The sequence below is a fragment of the Microbispora triticiradicis genome, from assembly GCF_005864065.1.
In the GTDB taxonomy this organism is placed as follows: domain Bacteria; phylum Actinomycetota; class Actinomycetes; order Streptosporangiales; family Streptosporangiaceae; genus Microbispora; species Microbispora triticiradicis.
On sequence record NZ_VANP01000007.1, the window covers coordinates 152,713 to 172,767 of the forward strand.

General features: G+C 68.3%; 19 protein-coding genes. 9 read left to right on the forward strand and 10 right to left on the reverse strand.

Translation table 11 applies throughout. The annotated features are described in order from the left end of the window. Positions 1 to 30: 30 nt before the first annotated feature. Positions 31 to 489, reverse strand: a complete 459-nt coding sequence (locus FED44_RS19780) for a MarR family winged helix-turn-helix transcriptional regulator (RefSeq protein WP_111699235.1) — start codon at positions 487 to 489, stop codon at positions 31 to 33. Positions 490 to 574: 85 nt separating this feature from the next. Here FED44_RS19780 and FED44_RS19785 point away from each other — a divergent pair, with 85 nt between their 5' ends. Continuing rightward, a complete protein-coding gene (locus tag FED44_RS19785; RefSeq protein WP_111699237.1) occupies positions 575 to 1,135 on the forward strand; it encodes an NADPH-dependent FMN reductase in 561 nt (186 codons plus the stop codon). Between the two features lie 33 nt (positions 1,136 to 1,168). Next, the gene (locus FED44_RS19790; protein ID WP_138461613.1) at positions 1,169 to 1,933 is read left to right on the forward strand and encodes an SDR family NAD(P)-dependent oxidoreductase; all 765 of its coding nucleotides are present in this window, start codon (positions 1,169 to 1,171) and stop codon (positions 1,931 to 1,933) included. 9 nt (positions 1,934 to 1,942) lie between these two features. On the opposite strand, the gene FED44_RS19795 is transcribed toward FED44_RS19790, so the two are convergent. Further along, positions 1,943 to 2,773 carry an MBL fold metallo-hydrolase gene (locus FED44_RS19795; protein WP_138461614.1) on the reverse strand — a complete coding sequence of 277 codons (831 nt, stop codon included), beginning with the start codon at positions 2,771 to 2,773 and terminating at the stop codon, positions 1,943 to 1,945. A gap of 283 nt (positions 2,774 to 3,056) precedes the next feature. Between FED44_RS19795 and FED44_RS19800 the strand changes: the two genes are divergently transcribed. Beyond that, positions 3,057 to 3,578, forward strand: a complete 522-nt coding sequence (locus FED44_RS19800; RefSeq protein WP_138461615.1) for an AAA family ATPase — start codon at positions 3,057 to 3,059, stop codon at positions 3,576 to 3,578. Positions 3,579 to 3,642: 64 nt separating this feature from the next. Here FED44_RS19800 and FED44_RS19805 read toward each other — a convergent pair whose 3' ends face one another. Beyond that, positions 3,643 to 4,557 carry a methyltransferase domain-containing protein gene (locus FED44_RS19805; protein ID WP_208759074.1) on the reverse strand — a complete coding sequence of 305 codons (915 nt, stop codon included), beginning with the start codon at positions 4,555 to 4,557 and terminating at the stop codon, positions 3,643 to 3,645. A gap of 270 nt (positions 4,558 to 4,827) precedes the next feature. Between FED44_RS19805 and FED44_RS19810 the strand changes: the two genes are divergently transcribed. Further along, positions 4,828 to 6,363, forward strand: coding sequence for an alpha/beta fold hydrolase (locus FED44_RS19810; protein ID WP_138461616.1), 1,536 nt, complete (start codon positions 4,828 to 4,830; stop codon positions 6,361 to 6,363). 696 nt (positions 6,364 to 7,059) lie between these two features. Further along, on the forward strand, positions 7,060 to 8,763 hold the full coding sequence (locus FED44_RS19815; RefSeq protein WP_138461617.1) for a SpoIIE family protein phosphatase: 1,704 nt from the start codon (positions 7,060 to 7,062) through the stop codon (positions 8,761 to 8,763). 57 nt (positions 8,764 to 8,820) lie between these two features. On the opposite strand, the gene FED44_RS19820 is transcribed toward FED44_RS19815, so the two are convergent. Beyond that, complete coding sequence (locus FED44_RS19820; protein ID WP_244302087.1) at positions 8,821 to 9,732, reverse strand: ferredoxin reductase; 912 nt, start codon at positions 9,730 to 9,732, stop codon at positions 8,821 to 8,823. 470 nt (positions 9,733 to 10,202) lie between these two features. Between FED44_RS19820 and FED44_RS19825 the strand changes: the two genes are divergently transcribed. Then, positions 10,203 to 10,454 carry a hypothetical protein gene (locus tag FED44_RS19825; protein ID WP_111698991.1) on the forward strand — a complete coding sequence of 84 codons (252 nt, stop codon included), beginning with the start codon at positions 10,203 to 10,205 and terminating at the stop codon, positions 10,452 to 10,454. Positions 10,455 to 10,522: 68 nt separating this feature from the next. On the opposite strand, the gene FED44_RS19830 is transcribed toward FED44_RS19825, so the two are convergent. After that, positions 10,523 to 10,963 carry an STAS domain-containing protein gene (locus tag FED44_RS19830; RefSeq protein ID WP_244302089.1) on the reverse strand — a complete coding sequence of 147 codons (441 nt, stop codon included), beginning with the start codon at positions 10,961 to 10,963 and terminating at the stop codon, positions 10,523 to 10,525. 341 nt (positions 10,964 to 11,304) lie between these two features. Next, positions 11,305 to 12,141 carry a sensor histidine kinase gene (locus FED44_RS19835; RefSeq protein WP_167521533.1) on the reverse strand — a complete coding sequence of 279 codons (837 nt, stop codon included), beginning with the start codon at positions 12,139 to 12,141 and terminating at the stop codon, positions 11,305 to 11,307. A 517-nt stretch (positions 12,142 to 12,658) separates the two neighbouring features. On the opposite strand from FED44_RS19835, the gene FED44_RS19840 reads away from it, so the two are divergent. After that, positions 12,659 to 13,768: a fatty acid desaturase family protein gene (locus FED44_RS19840; RefSeq protein WP_111698997.1), complete on the forward strand. Its 1,110-nt coding sequence runs from the start codon at positions 12,659 to 12,661 to the stop codon at positions 13,766 to 13,768. 68 nt (positions 13,769 to 13,836) lie between these two features. Here FED44_RS19840 and FED44_RS19845 read toward each other — a convergent pair whose 3' ends face one another. Genes FED44_RS19845 through FED44_RS19855 form a run of 3 tightly spaced genes read right to left on the reverse strand, consistent with a single transcriptional unit; the run spans position 13,837 to position 16,753 of the window. Beyond that, positions 13,837 to 14,934: a sensor histidine kinase gene (locus FED44_RS19845; RefSeq protein ID WP_167521534.1), complete on the reverse strand. Its 1,098-nt coding sequence runs from the start codon at positions 14,932 to 14,934 to the stop codon at positions 13,837 to 13,839. Then, positions 14,931 to 16,451 (reverse strand): circadian clock protein KaiC, encoded by a 1,521-nt coding sequence (gene kaiC, locus FED44_RS19850; protein ID WP_138461622.1) that lies wholly within the window; start codon positions 16,449 to 16,451, stop codon positions 14,931 to 14,933. The genes FED44_RS19845 and kaiC overlap by 4 nt, the downstream gene beginning before the upstream one ends. A gap of 2 nt (positions 16,452 to 16,453) precedes the next feature. Next, positions 16,454 to 16,753, reverse strand: coding sequence for a circadian clock KaiB family protein (locus FED44_RS19855; protein ID WP_208759075.1), 300 nt, complete (start codon positions 16,751 to 16,753; stop codon positions 16,454 to 16,456). A 453-nt stretch (positions 16,754 to 17,206) separates the two neighbouring features. Here FED44_RS19855 and FED44_RS19860 point away from each other — a divergent pair, with 453 nt between their 5' ends. Together FED44_RS19860 and FED44_RS19865 are read left to right on the forward strand one after the other, a co-directional pair. Next, positions 17,207 to 17,866 carry a response regulator transcription factor gene (locus FED44_RS19860; RefSeq protein WP_165900521.1) on the forward strand — a complete coding sequence of 220 codons (660 nt, stop codon included), beginning with the start codon at positions 17,207 to 17,209 and terminating at the stop codon, positions 17,864 to 17,866. Positions 17,867 to 18,277: 411 nt separating this feature from the next. Next, positions 18,278 to 19,141, forward strand: a complete 864-nt coding sequence (locus tag FED44_RS19865; RefSeq protein ID WP_138461623.1) for a sensor histidine kinase — start codon at positions 18,278 to 18,280, stop codon at positions 19,139 to 19,141. Between the two features lie 49 nt (positions 19,142 to 19,190). Here the strand turns inward: FED44_RS19865 and FED44_RS38500 are convergent, their stop codons facing one another. Beyond that, positions 19,191 to 19,820 (reverse strand): DUF5994 family protein, encoded by a 630-nt coding sequence (locus FED44_RS38500; protein WP_416360971.1) that lies wholly within the window; start codon positions 19,818 to 19,820, stop codon positions 19,191 to 19,193. Positions 19,821 to 20,055: the final 235 nt, after the last annotated feature.

A 20,055-nucleotide genomic window follows, 5' to 3' on the forward strand; every position in this document is an offset into this window, starting at 1 on the left:
GTGCTCACGTGGCGCGGCCCGATCTTCGCGTCAGGCGTTACCCGCGACGTTCTGGATCGCGCTGGCGAGGCGCGCGAGATCGACGCCTTCTAGGTGGTCGAGAAAGTGCCGGCGCACGCTGGCCAGGTTGCTCGGCCACGCCTGTTCCAGGCGGGCGAGGCCGGCGTCGGTGAGGACGGCGTTGAATCCGCGGGCGTCGTCGTCGCACCTGACCCGTTCGACCAGGCCCTGCCGCTCCAGGACGGTGACGATGCGGGTCATCCCGCTCAGGGAGAGCTCGCAGGCGACCGCGAGCTCGCCCATCCTCATCCGCCGCTGCGGCGACTCCGACAACCGCATCAGGGCGATCCACTCGATGAGCGGCAACTGCTGTTCGCGCACCATGTCGGCGTCGATGGCGCGGGGCAGCGCGTAGATCAGGCGGGGGAGCGCGCGGACCAACGCCTCCTCGTCGGCGTTCAGCGGCCGCACCGGCCGCGATGTAGTCATGGTCACATCCTACTTGCTTCACGAACGAAGTACTCATACTCTTCCTTCGCGAAGCAAGTATTTCTCGCTGGAAGTGGAGATCGTCATGACCAGAATCGGGATCATCCTCGGCAGCACCCGCCCCGGACGCAACGGGGAGGCCGTCGCCCGCTGGGTGCACCAGGTCGCCGCGCAGCGGACCGACGCGGAGTTCGAGCTCGTCGACCTGCTCGACTACAAACTCCCGCACCTCGACGAGGCGCTGCCGCCGTCGCTGGGCCAGTACACGCAGCCGCACACGATCGCGTGGGCCGGCAAGATCGCCTCGTTCGACGGGTTCGTCATGGTGACGCCGGAATACAACCACTCGACGTCGGGTGCGCTGAAGAACGCCATCGATTTCCTGTACGGCGAGTGGAACAACAAGGCCGTCGGTTTCGTCAGCTACGGCTCGGTCGGCGGCACCCGTGCGGTGGAACACCTGCGCCTGATCGCCGGTGAGCTCCAGATGGCCGACGTACGGGCCCAGGTGGCGCTGTCGCTCTTCACCGACTTCAAGGATTTCAGCGTGTTCACACCCAACGAGTTCCAGCTTCAGTCGCTCACCGCGATGTTGGACCAGGTCGTGGCATGGAGCACGGCGCTCGCGCCGCTGCGTGCCCGCTGAGCTCGTGCGCGACACAGGGATCAGGAGGAACCCATGGGAACGCTTGACGGCAAGGTGGTGCTGATCACCGGCACCGCCGGAGGTCAGGGCCGGGCCGCGTCGCTGGTCTTCGCGCGAGAAGGCGCGAAGGTCGTCGGGTGCGACATCCAGGTCGACGCCAACGACGAGACGGTGGAACTCGTCCGTCGCGCCGGAGGCGACATGACGGGCGTCGCGCCCGTCGACCTCACCGACCCGGAACAGGCGCGGCGGCTGGTCGACGACGCCGTGGCGGCCTATGGCGGGCTCGACGTCGTCTACAACAACGCGGCCATGCCCCGCTTCGGGCCGATGCCCGGTTTCTCGGTCGAGGACTGGCGGGTGACCATCGCCGGTGAACTCGACATTCCTTTCTTCGTGTCGAAGTTCGCCTGGCCTCACCTGGTCCGGCGGGGCGGCGGCGTCATCATCAACGTCGCGTCCATGGCCGGCACGATCGCCGGCGAGGTCCCCCCGATGGTCGCGCACAGCGCGGCGAACGCCGGGGTCATCGGCATGACCCGGCAGTTCGCGCTCGAAGGCGCGCGCCACGGGATCCGCGCGGTGGCGATCAGCCCCGGGCCGGTCCTCACCCCGGCCAGCGACCGCGATCTCGGCGACGACCAGGCCGCCAGGGACGCGATAACCCGCAAGACGCTCCTCAAGCGCTTCGCCCGGCCGGAGGAGATCGTCGAGCTGGCGGCCTTCCTCGCCTCCGACCGGGCGGCGTACATAACGGGCGCCAACTACGCGGCCGACGGCGGCGCGACCGCCTGGTAGCCGGTACGGCTAGCCGGGCGTCCCGTCGCGCTCGTTTCTTCTGGCGAGACGCCCGGCTTGCCCGTCGTGCACATCGCTCACCCACTCCCAGCCGGGCTTGGCCGACGGCCCGACCCGAGGGTCGCCGGGAACATGGGCGTCACGCAAGGCGTACACGTACGCCCGATCCTGGTCGATCCGTGCGTGTACCTCATCGCTGACCGAACCGTGGCCGGGGACGAGGACGTCGACGTCGCCAGCCACGCCATCGAGCAGCCGCAGCGCAGCGAGGTAGTCCTCGATCGGGTCGGCGGTGTCGTCGAAGTCGAGCATCGGAATCAGGACATCAGAGAGCATGTCACCGGCGACGAGAACCCCGCGTTCTTCGACGAACAGCGCCGCATGGCCCGGTGCGTGCGCTTGATGCTCGATGATCCGGACCTGAGGGCCGTCCCATGGAATCCGCGCCGTCCCGGCGGGCAGGGCGGTGATCTGGCCGAGCAGGTCCAGGGGCACCCGCTCGGCGATGCCCGTCGGGAGCAGGTGGGCGGTGATGCGGGCCTTCGCATCCGGGTCGGACAGCTGATCCCGGACGGCGGCCGCGCAGCGGGCCGTGCCGTAGCGAGGGGCCGCGCCGAACTGGGCGTGCCAGAGCAGGTGATCCCAGTGAGGATGCGTCGAGAAGCCTGCCACAACGGTCCGGCCCGAATGGGACAGGTCGTTCGCGAGGCAGGCCAGTTCGTGGTCCTGCACCCCGGGGTCGATGAGCAACACCCCGGTGCGGCCTTGCACGACAACGGCGTTGCTCTGGAGGAACTCGCTCTCGTGGACCAGCACACCATCCGCGACCTGCCTCAGCACGGCGGCCCCTTCCGCTTGTGATTTGCAACCGCTCGTCGCGACGGTAGTACCGGGTGGTGGCAGATTGCCAGCAGTAGGGGCGAAGCGAACGAGCCGCGGTCGGTGGGCAACTGGCTGGGGAGCTTCGCCGACAAGCCGGTTGGCTGTCGCTGCGCCCTGGCTCTCAGAACGGCTCGCACTGGTGGACACCGCAGGTGGGTTACGCCATCCGCCACGGCACCAGGACCTGTTTCTCGGCGTCCGTTCCCACGGCCCGGCGCAGCGCTACGTAGCATCGGGCTCCGTGATCGTATGGCTCAACGGCACCCACGGCGCAGGCAAGTCGACGACCGCTGCACTCGTGCAGCGACTGATCCCGGATTCACGGGTGTTCGACGCCGAGAAGGTAGGCGAGACACTCATGGACATCACGCCGGGGCTGCCGGCGACCGACAACTTCCAGCACTGGCCGCCGTGGCGGCCACTCGTGGTCGAGACCGCCCGCCTCGTGCTCGACTACACCGGTGGCACTCTGGTGATGCCCATGACTGTCCTGGTCGAGCAGTACTGGCGCGAGATCAGCACGGGCCTCACCCGACATGCCATCCCGGTACGCCACTTCGTCCTGCACGCCGACCAAGACACCCTCCGCAGGCGCATCGTGGGGGACACTCTTCTCGGCCCTTCCCCCTTCCGTCTCAGATACCTCGAGCCCTACGCGGAGGCGGCCCGCACGTGGCTACACGGCGAGGCCGAGGTCGTCGACACCACGCACCTGACGCCCGCCCAGGTCGCACTGCAGATCGCAGAGGCCGTCGAAAGTTGAGGCTCGCCCCCGAAAACCTCCTTGAACAGCGCTGTGGGCAGGTCGGACAACGCTGGATCCGCACCTAACCGAGTGCCGGCGGGTGCTCGGCTGGACGGCGTCCCCAGGCTGAGATCAGCGGCGCGAGTGTCAGGTCGAGTTCGCCCGCGTGGATGGCGGCCAAGTGCGCGTCGATCTCGGCGTCGTCGGCCAGACCGGCCGTGAGCAGCTCGCCGCGCACGTGCCGGATGGTCGCCGCCTCCAGCCGGTCGCAGGCCGGCCCGCCGACCGGGAAAGAGCCCGCCGCGGCGACATCCACCAAGCCGGCCTCACGCAATGCCCGAGGCAGTGTCCGGCCGTAACGCAGGTCCGCGCCGCGGCGCGTCAGCAGCTCCCGGACCGCGTCGCGCAGCCGATTGGCCCGCCGCTGCGCCGGGCCGCTGTCGTCCAGGCATGCCAGTGGCTGCAGAGCGGTGTCGGCGTCCTCGACCAGCAGCCAGCCGCCGGGCCGCAGCGCCGCCGCCATGTTGGCCAACGCCCGAGCCCGGTCGGGTACGTGGACCAGCACGAGCCGGGCGTGCACCAGATCGAACGTCCCCGGCTCCGGGGGCGGATCAGCCGCGACGTCGTGCCGGCGCACCTCGTACCCGTCGCCTGCCTCCAGCCACGACGGGTCGATGTCCGTGGCCAGCACGTGCCCGGTCGGACCGACGGCCGCCGCGAGCGCCTCCGGGACGCTGCGGCCACCGGCCCCCACCTCCCAGCAGCGCGAGCCGGCCCCGACCCCCAATCGATCGAAGTGCCCCCGCGTCACACCGTCGAACAGCTCGGCCAGCCAGACGAATCGCTCGCCCGCCTCGGCGCGCGCGTTGTCCAGCAGGTACCCGCGGGCGGGCTCTCCGCCGAGCGCGGTAGTCCCGCCTGTCGGATCCGGTCGGCCGCCGACGCGCGGCGGGCGGGGCGAGGAGGTCATCACCACATGGTCACCTCCCCAGGCCACCAGCGCCACGATGCTTGGAGAGGGATATCTCACACCGCCGGCGAACCCCGCACGTCCTACGGCACGGTTCCGCACCGCGACGCGCCGGAAGGGGTACTGACGTGCCCCAGAGCACAAAGATCCGTTCTGGAAGGGCTGGCAAAGCGGCTGCCATCCTGAACGAGGTCGCTGTCCTCAGTGCATTGACCATGGCTTGGCAGTGTTGAACGGCGTCGGGGTGGCGCTGGGCCTTACGCCTTTTGAACACCCGCAGCGTTAGGGATAGTCCGCATGACGAACCGAACATCGTTGGCGGCACTGACGCTGGCCCTGACGGCGCTGGGGGCGCAGCCTCCCGCGGCGGGCGCCACCACCGTCTCCAGCCCAAGCGTGTCGTGGAAGTCCTGCCCCACCTACTCCGACGAGGTGATCCGGAGCCTGGGCGTGACGCAGGATCACGTCGCGAACTTCCGTACCCTGATGAAACGCCTGGAGTGCGGGACGGTCAGCGCGCCGCTGAACCACGACAACCCCGGTGGGCCGAAGATCGACATTGCTGTGACCCGGCTGGCCGCCACGGACGAGGACCACCGGCTGGGCACTGTCGCCATCCTGCCGGGAGGGCCGGGCGGCAGTGGATATCTGGACCCGATCCTGCGGGCCGCGCTCAGAAACGATGAGATGGCCGAGCTGAACGAGCGGTACGACATCATCGGCTTCGACCCCCGCGGGGTCGGGTACAGCACCAAGGTCGTCTGCGAGCCCGGCCCGAGAGGCCCGGACAAGCCGGGCCCGCTGACCAAGGAGTCGGCCAGGAAGATCTACGACGCCCAAGTCGCGGCCAACCTGAAGTGCGCGAACTCCGACCCGGACTTCCTCCGGCAGCTCACCACCGACACCGTGGCCAGGGACCTGGACCAGGTGCGGACCGCACTGGGCGACCGCACGCTCAACCTGCTCGGTTTCTCCTGGGGCACCTATCTGGGCGCTGCGTACCGGAGCCTGTTCCCCATGCACACCGGACGGGTCTTCCTGGACAGCCCAGCGCCGCCGTGGACCCGTTTCGACAGGCACATCGAGGAGAGCGCGGCGGCGGTCGAGCGCAACTTCGGCCGCATGGCCACCTGGCTGGCACGCCGTGGGGCGATCTACGGTTTGGGCACCACCGCCACGCAGGTGCGTGAGCAGGTGGTGAAGCTCGTCACCACGTACGACAAGAACCCCAAGACCTATACCGAACTGCCGCAGCCGATCGATGGCTCGGCCGTCGCCAACCTGGCCGGGCGCAACTCGACTGAGTGGGCACGCGCGGGCAAGGCCCTCTCCGAGCTGCGGACGGCGAAGGCCACTACCGCCCCGCCCACCGTCAAGGAGCTGCTCGGCGCCCAGATGAGAGCACCTCTGCCTGGCACACCCGAAATGACGAACATGACCATGAACTGGGCGGTCACGTGCAACGAGGACAGCAGCCGACCGAGTTTCGACACCGCCTGGCATGACTACCAGCGGCTCCAGAAGCGCCTTCCGGCGACCGGCCGCTCCTGGGGCACGACCGCGCTGTGTTCCGGCTGGCCGCTGCCGGTGCGGCAGGCCACGCTGAAGCGGAACGGCGGATCGCTCGTGCTGGCCGCGCACCTGTACGAGTACATGTCCGTCTACGACTGGGCGCTGCAAACCCGCCGCGTCATCGGTGGCACCGTCTACAAGGTGGCCGACGACGTGCACGTCTCGACCACTAAGGTGCCTGAGTGCGCCGCCGAGGTGGTGAAGTACTTCGAGACGGGCCGGATCGACGCGGGCTGCCCGGGCCTCAAGCCCGCGAGCTGACCCTCGGCCTGAGCATGGAAACAAGCGAGCGCCCCCACCCACCTCCACGAACGCACCGAAACCAGTACGAACCGCAGCAGCAGAGATTGTCAGGCACCCTCCAAACTTCAGTACCCCTGGCCAGCAAACCCAAGTACCCCCTGGCCAGGGGCAGGTTCGTTGGATTCTGCTCCATTGTTACCGGGACCCCTTCAGGACTTCGGGCCCGATCAACGCGCCGACACCGCCCTCCCACTCAAGCTTCTGCGCGAGGGTCATGTGGGGCGGCAGCACCAAGCGGTACCCGAGGCGTTCACTTCTACCATTTCGTCCGCTGTTGTCCCCGGGAGCCTGCCGCCTGATCTCGCTGGGTGCCGCGCCGTACCCGTACACGCGAGCGACCACCGAGCAACCATGCGTCATTGACCATTGAATTCGTCGACGACCCTGCGCACTCGCCGACACTGGTGCCGTCATTACAGTCGGCGCGTAGGCCACGTCGAAAGCGTGGTGCAGGCGCTCAGCGCGGCGTTTCGCCGGGATGACCCACTATGGGCCAGCCTCCTCGACGAGTATTGCCCACGCCTCGTCGAGATGGGATTCTCAGGCTTCTTCAGGGGAGCCGGCTGGCTCGACATGGCCGCGGGTTGCCCCGCGTGCTCGGCGTGTCGGCGGGTAGGGCGTAGGCAGCGATGACCGGAGGAAGGCAGGGCGGCGATGAGGCGGCGTCTGCCCAGCACGAATGGGCATGCCGGGCTGCCCGACCAGAGGTTGCTGCAGGCGGCCTTCGACAGCGCGGGGGCGGGTATCTATCTGACTGATCTTGCTGGACTTATCACTATGGCGAACCGGCAGGCCGGGGCGTTGCTGGGCCGTCCAGTAGCGGAGATGCTGGGCGCCGATGCCCACGACCTGCTGCACAGGGGCGCTGACGATGGGCTGACTCCTCATTCCACCTGTCGGCTGATGGGGGTGCTGGAGCACGGTCGTCCGGCGCGTGGCGAAGAGTCGACTTTCCTACGGGGTGATGGCAGCCTGCTGCCGGTCGCCTTGTCGGCCGCTCCGATAGTGCAGGGCGGGCAGGTACTCGGAGTGATCGTCGTCTTCACCGACATCACCGAGCGGCTGAACCTCTCTCGTCGGCAGGCCGGCCAACTGGCAATGTTGGAGGACTTCAACGCCCGCCTGACGCTGGTCACCGAGATCACCTCCGTGCTGACCCAGACGCTGGATGTGGACGAGGCCTTGCGACGGCTGGGCAGGCTGATCGTCCCGCGGTTGGCCGACTGGGCGATGGTGGATCTGCGTGTCGAGCACGACAAGGTGGAGCGGGTGGTGGTGATCCCTCCTGCTGATCAGGCGGCGGGGTTCCCGCTGCCCGAGCCTCCCGGTTCCCTGCTGGCGCGGGTGCTGGATCGAGGTGAGACCGTCTTGCTGGGGCCGGGCGACATAGCCCGCAAACCTGACTCCGGCATGGCCGCCGCAGAGCGGGAGCTGTTCGCAGCCCGGGGAGCGGTGTCGGCGATCATCACGCCGCTACGCACCCAGCGGCGGGTGCTGGGGGCTCTCACCGTGGCGCGCACCGACCCGGTCCACCCCTTCGACGCCACCGATGTGACGCTGGTCACCGACATCGGACGTCGCGCGGGGTTGGCGGTGGGCAACGCGCGCCTGTTCGGCCGGCAACGCGAGGTGGCCGAAATGATGCAACGTCACCTGCTGGCTCCGCTGCCGCAGGTCGGCCACCTTGAGATGGCCGCCCGCTACCTTCCGGCCCCGGTGGGGTCTCAGGTCGGGGGTGACTGGTACGACGCCTTCCTGCTGCCCGACGGCGTCGCCGCCCTGGTCATCGGTGACGTGGTCGGCCACGACATAACGGCCGCCGCTGAGATGGCCCAGCTGCGCAGCATGGTGCGCACGCTGGCGTGGGACCGCTGCGTGTCGCCCAGCCTGGTCGTCAGCCGGGTGGATCAGGCGATGTCCGCCGTCACGGACGTGCCCATGGCGACGATGATCCTGGCGCGTGTGGAAGGCTCCGAAGATGGTCCCTGGCGGTTGCGCTGGAGCAACGCCGGGCATCCGCCGCCTCTGCTGGTCACCCCTGACGGGCATGCCCGCTACCTCGAACAAGGGCGGGATCTGCTGCTCGGGCTCCGCCTGGGTATCGAGTCGACCAGGCGCGACGCCGTCGAGCCGATGCCCGCTGGGAGCACCCTCCTGCTCTACACCGACGGCCTCGTCGAAAGTCCCGGCAGCGACCTGGCCACCGGACTGGCCCGGCTGCGGGCGCAGGCCGCGGCCATAGCTCACCTCCCGCTGGAGGACGTGTGCGACGAGATCGTGCGACGCATACCCCACGGGACCACCGACGACGTCGCTCTTCTCGCGTTACGCCTTCCGGCGTGCGGCGCCGGCGCCTGACCGGCCGAACCCTCCGGTGTGGATCGAGGCGGAATGGAACTGACGTGGCCGTTCCTTTCACAGCTCGATCTCGACCAGGTCGACCGCCACCGACACGCAGGTCTGGATCATGTCGCCCGCGTCTCCGTGCACCTGGCCGGTCCGTACGTCGCGTACCCGGCCGGAGCGAAGGCGCGCGACGCATCCGTAGCAGATGCCCATGCGGCAGCCGCTGGGCATGAGCACCCCCGCGCGCTCGCCGACGGCCAGCAACGGCGTCTCGCCGTCGGCCTCGGCTTCTCTGCCGCTCCTGGTGAAGCGGACGCGCCCTCCCGAACCCGCTGCCGCCGGCACCAGACTGAAGCGCTCGACATGGAGCCCGTCCGCGGGCCCGGTCCAGTACGCCGCGATGTCGTCGAGCATCTGAGGCGGTCCGCACGCCCAGACGGACCGATCCGTCCAGTCCGGGCAGAGCCGGGCCAGATCCGCGGGCCGCAGCCGTCCGTCAGAACGCGTGTGCCGTTCGTGCAGGTGCAGCCGCGGACACCGTGCGGCCAAGCCCCGCAGCCGCCCGCCGAAGATGACGTCGCCAGGTGCCGGCGCCGAATGGACCAGCACGATCTCCGGCCCCGTCACAGCCGGAACACCGTCGAGCAGGTTGTCCAGCATGGCCATCACGGGGGTGATGCCGCTCCCGGCGGTCACGAACAGCAGACGTGGGGGCGGTGGCTCCGGGAGGACGAAGGTCCCCTCGGGCCGGCCCAGCCTGAGCACCGTCCCGGGCTCCGTGCTCCGCACCAGGTAGTCGGAGACGAGCCCGCCGCGCGCGGCCTTGACCGTGATGGTGACGCAACCGCCGGACCTACCCGGGGCCGACGACAGGGAGAAGGTGCGCCAGCGTCGCCGCCCGTCGACATCGACGCCGATCCGCACCCACTGACCAGGCCGGTGCGTGACCCAGCCTCGCCCCGGACGGATCACCAGTGTCACCGCATCGGCGGTTTCCGTATGAACCGCCTCGACCCGGCCGCACAACTCCCCTTCCGCCCAGAGCGGATTGATCAACCCGAGATAGTCCTCGGGAAGCAGTGGCGAGGTCAGCCAGTGCGCGGCTGTCGCCAGCCGGCGAAGGAGTGCCCCAGGGGACGCGGACGCACGCGTAAGGATCACATGCAGAGCCTTCCGAGGAATCGGCAGCCATCGAGATCGAGGGCTCAGGCCACGAACGGCCATCCGTATGACGTGTACCCGGTGCCCGCGTCCGGCAGCGGCAGGCGGGGGCCATGATGGGACAGGGAGCGGTTCAGGACCGGTAACAGACCGGTAGGCGGTCGGGCCCGCGGCGGCAGGGCTGTGGGAAGAGGTTCGCGGAGCCGGCGAAGCGGTGACGCGGACGCCGGGCGGGGACCTAGCGGGGATATCCACGTGGGCCGGTCCCGTCCTTACCGTGAGGAGAGGGTATGACCATCGACGCCCCCACCGGGCTGCTCTACTTACTGAGCGTCGGCAAGGAGAAGGAACTGATCCTTCGCGTGCACGGCACGATGCCCACGGCCGAGAGACTCGTCAGCTGGATGGAGCAGGGCGCCGTCGTGTCCCTTCAGGTCTCCCATGAGGGTGAGCCGGACACGTTCACCTACGTGGTCAACTTCAGGCATGTGGTGGCGGCCCGCTGCGCTCCCTACGCGAGGACGCGGATCAGCAGCTTCTGAGTCGCGGCTCCGGCCCCGCCTCTCCCACGGCGGGGCTCGCCGCCGGCGTCGCGGCTCCGGGCCTTCGGCTACGCCGGCATCGGGATGGTGCCGTTCAGGCCGGTCGCACGCAGTAACCGCGACAGGTACGGGCGGGCCGCGGTGAGGGAAAGGGTGATCCCCATCGTCTTGGCGCGGCGCTGGATGCCGACCAGGACTCCCAGCCCGCAGGCGTCGCATGCCGCCACGCCCGACAGGTCGAGAATGAGCACGCTTCTGCTGTAGCGCAGGACGTCCAACAGGTCCTCGCGCAGGTCGGGACTGGTGAAGATGTCGATCTCGCCGGACAGCCGGATGGTCGTCGGAACCGACGGGTCGGCTCCGTCAAGTGGCGCGAGGTCACGGATGGAGACGCCATGCTCCGGTCGGCGACGAGACGGGGTCTCCGGCGGCAGGCCTGGCAGGTGGGCGTCCGATCGGTGGTGTCGGCACCCCTCGAGCAGGTCCGCCGGCAGCGTACTGATGTGCACTCTCTCGTTCTCTCCGTCCGCGTCCCGTGTGTCTGTGTCGGCTCGGGCGCCGGGCGTGGAACGAGAGAGCAGCGTCGGTGTCATGATCGCCTGGCCTGTCTTGGTCCTCGAAAGAACCGCGTCACGGTATATCGCCGCGGGCGACGCCGACCTGAGTGCCAACGCACGAAAAGTCCTCGGTGCTTGAACTCTACCCTGGTTTTCTGGAATGGCGCCGTCCCGGAAGTGAAGTGTCCTCGATTTTCAGAGACGCACAGGCGCGAAGTTCGCGTCAGGGAACGCGTAGGGAAACACTGCCGCGTCCGAAATTCCGTGTGCGGCCAACGAGAACAGTTGGTGGCTCAGGGGGCGGAGGCGGGCAATTGGAGCGTGAAGCAGGCGCCGCCGAGCGGGGAGGGCTCGACCCAGACGGTTCCGTGGTGGGCTCTCGCTATCTCGTGGGTGATGGCCAGGCCGAGGCCGAGGCCGGGCCCGCCCCGCTGGGAAACGGTTTCGAGCTGGTACATCCGGTCGAAGATGCGTTCCCTGTCCTTCTCCGGCACGCCGGGGCCATCGTCGGACACCGTCAGTCGCGCATCGCCGTCGCTGCGGCCGACGCGGACCTGCACCCGCTGGGTGGCGTGGTGCTGTGCGTTGTCCAGCAGATTGGTGATGACCTGGCAGATCCGCGTGCGCATGGCTGTGATCTCGACATCGGGGGTGCAGATGACTTCGATCGAAATGGGGTCGTTCCGGTCGGCGACCTCCTGCCTGACCAGTTCGCACAGGTCGAACCGTCCCCAGTCGGTTTGAGAGGCGCTGGAACGGGCGATCAGGAGAAGTGCGGAAGCCAGCGCCTCCAGCCGGTCCACTCCACGTAGTACCGCCTCCAGCACGCGGGGATAGTCGGCTTCGCCGGGACGGGTGATCGCTTCTTCCACCGTGACGCGTATCCCGGCCAACGGGGAGCGGATCTCGTGGGCGATGTTGGAGGAGAACTGCCGCTCTCTGTCCAGCATGTCCAGACTCGCATTGATGTTGTCGACCAGCTGCGTCACCTCCTGCGGGTCATGCTGCTGAGCGATCTGGGCGTGTTCATCGCTGAGGTTGATGTCGGCGAGGTCGCCGGAGATAGCACGCACGCGTCGCAGCAGCCGGCGGACCAGCACCCGGCCCGCGGCCGCGGTGGCCAGCACCATGACGAGATTCCACCAACGCTTACGAGAATCGGTGTCCCTCCCTGGACCTGCGCGTTCCAGGCGATCGCTCAGGCATGATCTGCCCATCGGACACTCCCCACGAACCATCCCGCCGCATAGGCTCCCTACCCCCATATCAACCGTTTACCTCGATAAATCACCGGCGAGCGGGTCGTGAGGCGGCTGCGCGGCCCAGCCAGGTCGTGTCTGACGAATCACGCCCTGCCGCGCGTGGCCCAGGCGGCGCGGTGAGCAGGCATGGCGCATCTGGAACACCTCCTGAATCGCTCTTGCAGTCTCGTACGACGTGCTCACCCCCGATGACGGGTACCACGAGAGGTGGGTGAACCGACTGGGAGGGGCGGCAGGACGTGCGTTCCATGTGCCACCGTTCGCACGCGACGTCCTCGCCCCGCAGGCCCGGCTCGCGCACGTCGGCGACCGCCGGCCGATCGCGGCCGCGTCTCGAACCGTTCGCCGCGGGTCCCGTCACCGTTGAGCTATGAGAGGAACGCGCATGCCTGCCACATCTCATCTCACCCCTGCCGAGGTCGAAGAGTTCGGTCGGGAGCTGGACAAAATCCGCGATGAGGTGCTCGCGAGCCTGAGCGAGCGGGATGCCAGGTACATTCGCGGCCTGATCGCGACCCAGCGCAAGCTGGAACTCTGCGGCCGGGCATTGCTCTTCGCCTCTTGGCTGCCGCCCGCCTGGATGGCCGGGACCACCGCTCTCGCCGCAGCGAAGATCCTCGAAAACATGGAGATCGGCCACAATGTCCTCCACGGGCAGTGGGACTGGATGGGCGATCCGAAGATCCACTCAACGACCTGGGAGTGGGACTTCGCTTCCCCGGCCGATCAGTGGAAGCACTCCCACAACTTCGTCCACCACACCTGGACGAACGTGCTGGGCAAGGATCGGGACATCGGCTACTCCGCGATGCGGATCACCCCGGAGCAGCGATGGCATCCGATCTACCTCGCCCAGCCGCTGTACAACGCGCTGCTGGCGCTCTTCTTCGAGTACGGCATCGCGATATACGACCTGGAACTCGAGCGCATCCCGTCAGGGAAGAAGGACCTCAAAGAGGCCCTGACCCAGCTTCGTGCCGTCGCGGGCAAGATTCGGCGCCAGGTTGTCAAGGACTACGTCGCGTTCCCGCTGCTCGCCGGTCCGGCCTTCATCCCGGTCCTGTTCGGCAATCTGACCGCGAACATCGCGCGCAACGTGTGGGGGCACACCATCATCTTCTGCGGCCACTTCGCGGAGGGCGCGGAAGTCTTCACCGAGGACCGGCTCGAGGGCGAGACCCACGGCGAGTGGTACGTCCGGCAGCTTCTCGGCTCGTGCAACATCGACGGTGGCCGCCTGTTCCACATAATGAGCGGCAATCTGAGCCACCAGATCGAGCACCACCTGTTTCCGGACATGCCCAGCAATCGCTACGCGGAGATCGCGCCGAGGGTTCGCGCGCTGTGTGAGCGGTTCGGCCTGCCGTACATGTCCGGCTCGCTGACCCGCCAGGCGGGCTCGGTGTGGAAGCGCGTCCTGCGGCTCGCGTTTCCGGGACCCGCGCGACGGCTCGCGCCCGCCTCTCCGGCGAGGAGGCTCGAAGCGGCGGCCTGATCCGCGCCGGTGGCGGCGTGTCAGCGGGTGATACGCGGGGCCGGACGTCGCGACCGGCGCCTCCGCGGCTACTCCCCGCTCCGGTCCGGCGTGCCGGGTGAAGGCGCTCGGCGCAGGCGGAGGCAGAAACAGGCGCCATCGTCCTCGCGGGGCTCGTACCAGGCGTCGCCGCCGTTGCCCCGGGCGAAGCTTCGGACTATCCACAGTCCCAAGCCTGTCCCCTCTGTCTCGCGCTCAGCCTCCCGCTCACGGCTGAAGCGCTCGAACAACCGGGGCACGAAAGCCTCCGGCACGCCTGGCCCACGGTCGCACACCCGGAGGAGGATCCATCCCGGCTGCCCGGTCACGGACACGTCCACGGGCGGACGTCCGTAGGCGAATGCGTTCTCCAGATAGTTGTCCACCATCGCGGAGAACTCTGTGCGATCGACCAGGGCCTCCAGATCAGGGCTGCAGGACATGCGCACCTCCTGTGATCGTTTGTCCAGCTCGCCGAGCCGTTCGAGGAGGACTTGAAGCACGGGGACGCGTTCCAAGCGGGCGGACGCGCCCTTCGCTTCGATGGTCGACGCGGTGAGGAGTTTTCGGACGAGCCCTTGGAGGCGGGCCGTCCGATCGGCGATGCGCTCGATGATCTCGGTTCTTCGCTCCTCGGCGAGCGCGACCAGGCGGTCGCGTAGCACGTCCACCAGCACGCTGATGGTGGCCAGGGGACTGTGGAGTTCATGGGCCGCGACAGCGACCGCGATGTTCTGACGTTCCAGGGCCGCCTCCAGCTCTCGCTCGAGGTGCCTGCTCCGCGTGACGTCGCGGAGTGCGGCGACGTACAGGGGCTCACCTTCCAGGGTTGTGGCGGTGACCCGCATCTCGACGACCCGTTTGCCTCCGGCGGGCAGCATCAAGTCGATCTCGGTCGCCGCACCCGCGGCGATGGGGAAGCCGAACGGGGTGCCGATCAGCTCCGCCGCCGAGCGGGCGAAGAGCTCCGCGGCAGCGGGATTGCAGAGCCTGATGACTCCTTCTTTGTCGACGGCGACGATGCCGTCCGCCGAGGCCGAAACGATGACCTGGCTGATATCGTCCCGGAATTCGACGTCGTTGGGCCGCCCTGACCCGGAGCCACCCGTGCGGCTTCCGCCAGGCGAGGACCCGCCGCCGGCACTCACCCCGACGGACCCTCTGTCGCTTCGGACTCGGGCGACCCCCACGCGGTCCCGGGATCGGTCGCTCCTGTGAAGACGTGGGGGACGCCTCGCAGAGGTTCACCGATGTGCATGCCGGTGTCATCGATCCTGAACTGGCGGATCCTGTGGTCATGGGCGGAGCCGCGGGCCTGGAGCACGGCGATGGCACGCTGGATCTCGGCGGGGCCTTCGACATATCGGAGCTGGATCCAGACGTCGGAAAGGCCCGCGATGTCGGAGGCGATCGCCGGCGCGTCTGCCGAGATGAGCCGTCCCGAAGGTGTCCGCGTGAGAAGAGTGGTGATCTCGCTCTGCCGGAGGACCGCCCCCAGCGCGATGATGAAGTCGAGCAGAGTCCGCGGCGCGACCACGCGTTCGAGAGCGGACACCGTGTCGATGACGAGCCGGGCCGGCGCGAACTCCTCAACAGCGCGCCTGAGCTGCAGAAAGAGGTCTTCCGGAGAGGTCACCTCCGCGTAGCTGGACATGACCCGGGCCAGGCCCGACGCCTGCATGGCCTTGAGGTCCAGACCCCAGCTCGCGGCGGTGCGGAAGAGCTGCCCGCGGGTCCCGTCGAAGGTGCAGAGCAGGCAGCGCTCACCCGCCTCGACGGCGGCGGCCGCGAAACGCAGACTCGCCAGTGTCTTGCCCGTGCCGGTGGGCCCGGTCATCAGGACGATGGCGTCCCGGTAGAAGCCGCCGCCGCACATCTCGTCCAACTCGGGGATGCCTGACGAGACGCGGGCGAGCGACGCGTGGTCGGACGGCGTGAGGAACGCGAGGGGGACCACCACGATCCCGTCCCGCGGATCGATGGTGAACAGCCATTCCCCCGTGCGGTGCGTGGCGCCGCGGAACTTGACGATCTCAACCGTCCGGCTTCGCCGACCCTGCCGGAGTACGTTGCGCAGGATGATGACATTGTCGAGCACGAAAGGCTCGACCCCGTAGCGGGTCACACCGTCGTACTCCTCGGGGCGTTCCGCGGTGAGCACCGAGGTGACTCCGAGCGCCTTGAGGGCGGAGGCGACCCGGAACAGTTCGTGGCGAACGACGCTGATGTCGGAGAACCGGGTGAAGATCGCGTTGAGCGAGTCGAGCGCGACACGGCGAGCCCCGGTCTGGCGGACCGCGTGTTCGATGCGCGCCACCAGGGCACCGAAGTCGTAGGCGCCGACGGCGGGGGCGTCCTCCCCGATGCTCGCCGATGCTTCGACGAAGGCCCACTTCCCTTCGTCCTCCCACGACTGGATGGGGAAGCCCAGCGAGGCCGAGTTACGGCGGATGTCGGTGACTGTCTCCTCGAAGGTGACAAACACCCCAGGCTCGTGGAAGCGCATGATTCCGCGGGAGAGGAACTCGACGGCGAACAACGTCTTACCGCTGCCGGTCGTGCCGCTCACCAGCGTGGATCGGCCCGCGGGCAACCCGCCCAGGGTCACGTGGTCGAAGCCGTTGATCCCCGTGGGGATCCGCGCGATCGCGTTGCTACCAGTCATCGTCACTGCCCCTCCGAGGGCGATGCGTCCGCGGCTGGGAGGCCCAGAGCGATGGCGGCGCGGCCATGATCGGACAGATCCCCGATCACCCGCCGCTGCGGTGGCGGCGCGAGCCTGACCACGGTGGGGGTGGCCAGGATCCGTCCCTCCTCGGCGAGTTCGGGCCGTTCGACGGCGTCGATGACCTCGACCTCGTACATGCCGGAGAGGTGAGCGTCGCACAGGAACCGCAGGTTCACCTCCGCGGCATGGGACCGCTCCGTGTTCCCAGCCACGTACAGCCTGAATGAGTAGGTGGTCACGTCAGGAACCGTCTCCAACGTTCGCAGGGCTCCGGACGGGGCCTTGCGGTCTACCGCTGTTCGTACCCCGCAGACAGGCAGGGACCAGCATCGAAAGAGGAGACGGCACACGAAGCGGATGGGTGTCCGCCGGCTTGGCGCACGCATCAGGCGCCGCCGGCCCTCGCGTGGAGCGACGATCCGGTTCGATCTGACTTGTGCGTCACGATGCACCGCGGGTAGCGTCATGATGAGTTCACAGGGGCAGGCCCCAGGGTCTTCGGCCTACTTTCGGCGAGGCGGACGCGCCCTCATCAGCCGGCTCCGATCCATCCTCTCCGTTCAGAGTCACGCCTCAACCGGGGGACGGGCGGAGCGGGTCCGGCCGGCCGGCGCACGGCGGCGAAAACCGCTCACGAGATGAGCAGCCATGAGCCGAGCAGTGGTCAAGGTCACGGCGGGCAGGAGCCTCCGGTGATCCGAGTTCTCGTGGTCGAGGATCAGCAGGCGCTCGCCGGCGCTCTCGAGATCGCGATCGACGCCCAGCCCGATCTGCATTGCGTGGGCGCCGTCGGGACGGTCGAAGACGCCGTCTCGCTCGTGACGGTACGGAGCCCCGAAGTCGTGCTCATGGACATTCATCTGCCCGACGTCGACGGAATCGAGGGCACGAGGCGGATCAAAGCCTCTCACCCGCATGTCCGCGTCCTCATCCTCACAGGCGATGCCAGCCCCGACCTGTTCGCGGCCGCCGCGGCGGTAGGAGCTTCCGGATTCCTCGCAAAGGACAGTAAATTTCCGGACATTCTCAAAGTGATCCGCGCCTCGGTGGACAGGAACATCCTCATGGTGGAGGGCGACACGCTCAGAGCGCTCCTCCAGGATTCCAGCGCATCGCCGCACGTCGGGCGCGAGAACTGGGCGGGGCTCACCGCGCGCGAGCTGGAAGTCCTGGGGCTGATGGGGGAAGGGCTCGATCCCCGTGCGATCGCCGGGCGGCTCGTCGTGAGTCTCCACACCGCTCGAGGCCACGTCAAGAACGTCATGATGAAGCTGAGCGCGCACAGTCAGCTCGAGGCGGTTGTCGTGGCGACTCGGACGGGGATCCTGCCGGGACTGCGGAAACCTTGCTGAGGCCCGCGATCCGGCCCATTTGGGGGGTGCCGTCCGGACCATGTGCGGGTGGCGGAGCGTCTGCCGTCTCCCTAGATTGTTGTACATGCGTCGCACCGCGGGTCGCCGCGGCTTTTCCCTGACTACCGCCTCGGCGGGGTCGGGCTCAAGAACGCCCCGTGCCGGTACCCCGGAAAAGAAGAGCGCCGCTGTCATTCAGAGGGCACGCCGGCCTGCCGCGCATGGACGCTATGAGGCCTTCGCTGACGCCCTCGAGACATCCCACTGTCGACATCCCCGGTCAAGTCCCGGGAAGGATTCCCGGCCGGCTTCGGCGTGTACACCACTCTCCGAGGTCCACGGGGATTCGGCAGGCACGCCAGCGATACCGACACACCCTCGACCGCTGGGCGTGCGGAAGGAAGAACTGACATGGACACGAGACACGTTAAGGCTCTGTCCGACTGCATCGACGGTCTTGACCTCCCCGCACATGTCGCAGGCACTGATGTGGAGGTTTCCGATTCCCTCGGTGAAGACGAGATCGCCCGGACCACCCGGGCCGTGATCCGCACGCTGGAACAGCTCAACAAGGAACTGCGGCAACAGCGGAGGTTCGCCTCCGACACGTCGCACGAGTTGCGTAACCCCATCGCCGGGCTGCGCGCAGAGCTTGAGCAGGCTCAGTCACATCCAGACGATGTTCATCTGCACGAGACGCTCCAACGTGCGCTGTGCGTCGTCGACCGGCTGGAGGCGATCATCAGCGATCTGCACCTGCTGTCCCGAGTGGAGGGCGCCGTGCCGTACGGGCGGGCGCCGGTCGACCTGGCGCAGTTGGTCAAGGCGGAAGTCTCCCGGCGGGCGGACCGTATTCCGGTCCAGTTGCGGCTCGTTCCCGGGGTCTACGTCAAGATCGTCGACATCCAGATCGGCCGGGTACTCACAAATCTGCTGGACAACGCCCAACGGCACGCCGAACGGGTCGTACGGGTCGAGGTCAGCCGTAACGGGCGCACCGCGGAACTGGTGGTCTCCGATGACGGCGAAGGGATCGCCGAGAGCGACCTCGAACGGGTCTTCGAACGATACACCCGGCTGAACGCGGGCCGTCGCCGAGACCGTAGCGGCACCGGCCTCGGGTTGTCGATCGCCCGTGAAATCGCTCAGGCTCACGACGGGACCCTTCATGCCGGAGACTCTCCCATCGGCGGCGCGCGCTTCACGCTCCGGCTTCCCCTCGCCGCCCTTCCGGGCCCCAACGGTGCCAAGAGGCCCTACCAACAGCTGTGCTGATCGCCAATCGCGAAGGCGGGTAGAGCGCCGGACGCGATGCCGGGCCAGATCACGGGCAGCCAGATCGCCCGAAGTGGCCGCCTTCGTCCTCCCAGACGTCCTGCTCTGCCCCTTGTCCCGCCCAGGCGCCGGGCGCGGGAGTCCGGTCCTCCACGGGAGGCGCACCGTTCGGGTCCCTGGGGGCCGACGCGTATGCGGCCTCCGGCGGTTTCACCCGCAACGATATTCCCTCGTGGCCGTTGATGGTCAGGGTGACCAGCCCGCGGTCCATGGATTGGAACCATCCGACCTTCACGGCCCGGCCGGCGACCGGAATACGGTGCGGAATGTTGCTCCACGCGTCGACGTGCAGTCCGACCCGGAGTGTCATCTTCCCCAGCCGGCGGTCGACGGCCGCGATGAGACCCGGGAGTTCGGCCGCCGCGTCCGTTGACCGGGGCCACCATTCCCCGTCCACAGCACGCGTGCGACGAGAGCTGGGTTCCAGGCTGAGCCGTACGGCAGGTGCGTCAGCCGGCTGCTCCGACGGAACACGAGCGGTGGGAACTGCCGGCGGCGAAGTAGTATGCGTCAGCGTCATGATCGGCCGACCTGCCTCAGCCCTGGCGGGGCTGCGTCTGTGAAGCGCCGCAGACGGTGCCGACGCGACTGCCGACATTCGAAATGTCTCCGGTGACATCGAGTCTACTCTTTTCCCCTGGACGCAGGGGTTTGCGGCAGGCCTGGTGGGCGCTGACCGCGTCGTCCAGGTGCAGGACGGGCGTGCCGTCCCAGCCGGTGAGTGCGGGCAGTCGGCGCATACGCGGGGGCACCGGAGGCCGGAGTCCGGGCCTGAGCAGGAACGCTCGGCCACCCACGCTGACCGGGTGTCGCCATCAGCAGGGGTGATCGGCTCATCTGGCGTTGCCGGTTTC

Coding starts and splice junctions, on each gene's coding strand:
- FED44_RS19780 (WP_111699235.1), bottom strand. CDS start 489: ATGACTACATCGCGGCCGGTGCGGCCGCTGAACGCCGACGAGGAGGCG.
- FED44_RS19785 (WP_111699237.1), top strand. CDS start 575: ATGACCAGAATCGGGATCATCCTCGGCAGCACCCGCCCCGGACGCAAC.
- FED44_RS19790 (WP_138461613.1), top strand. CDS start 1,169: ATGGGAACGCTTGACGGCAAGGTGGTGCTGATCACCGGCACCGCCGGA.
- FED44_RS19810 (WP_138461616.1), top strand. CDS start 4,828: ATGACGAACCGAACATCGTTGGCGGCACTGACGCTGGCCCTGACGGCG.
- FED44_RS19815 (WP_138461617.1), top strand. CDS start 7,060: ATGAGGCGGCGTCTGCCCAGCACGAATGGGCATGCCGGGCTGCCCGAC.
- FED44_RS19825 (WP_111698991.1), top strand. CDS start 10,203: ATGACCATCGACGCCCCCACCGGGCTGCTCTACTTACTGAGCGTCGGC.
- FED44_RS19835 (WP_167521533.1), bottom strand. CDS start 12,141: ATGGTGCTGGCCACCGCGGCCGCGGGCCGGGTGCTGGTCCGCCGGCTG.
- FED44_RS19840 (WP_111698997.1), top strand. CDS start 12,659: ATGCCTGCCACATCTCATCTCACCCCTGCCGAGGTCGAAGAGTTCGGT.
- kaiC (WP_138461622.1), bottom strand. CDS start 16,451: ATGACTGGTAGCAACGCGATCGCGCGGATCCCCACGGGGATCAACGGC.
- FED44_RS19865 (WP_138461623.1), top strand. CDS start 18,278: ATGGACACGAGACACGTTAAGGCTCTGTCCGACTGCATCGACGGTCTT.
- FED44_RS38500 (WP_416360971.1), bottom strand. CDS start 19,820: ATGTCACCGGAGACATTTCGAATGTCGGCAGTCGCGTCGGCACCGTCT.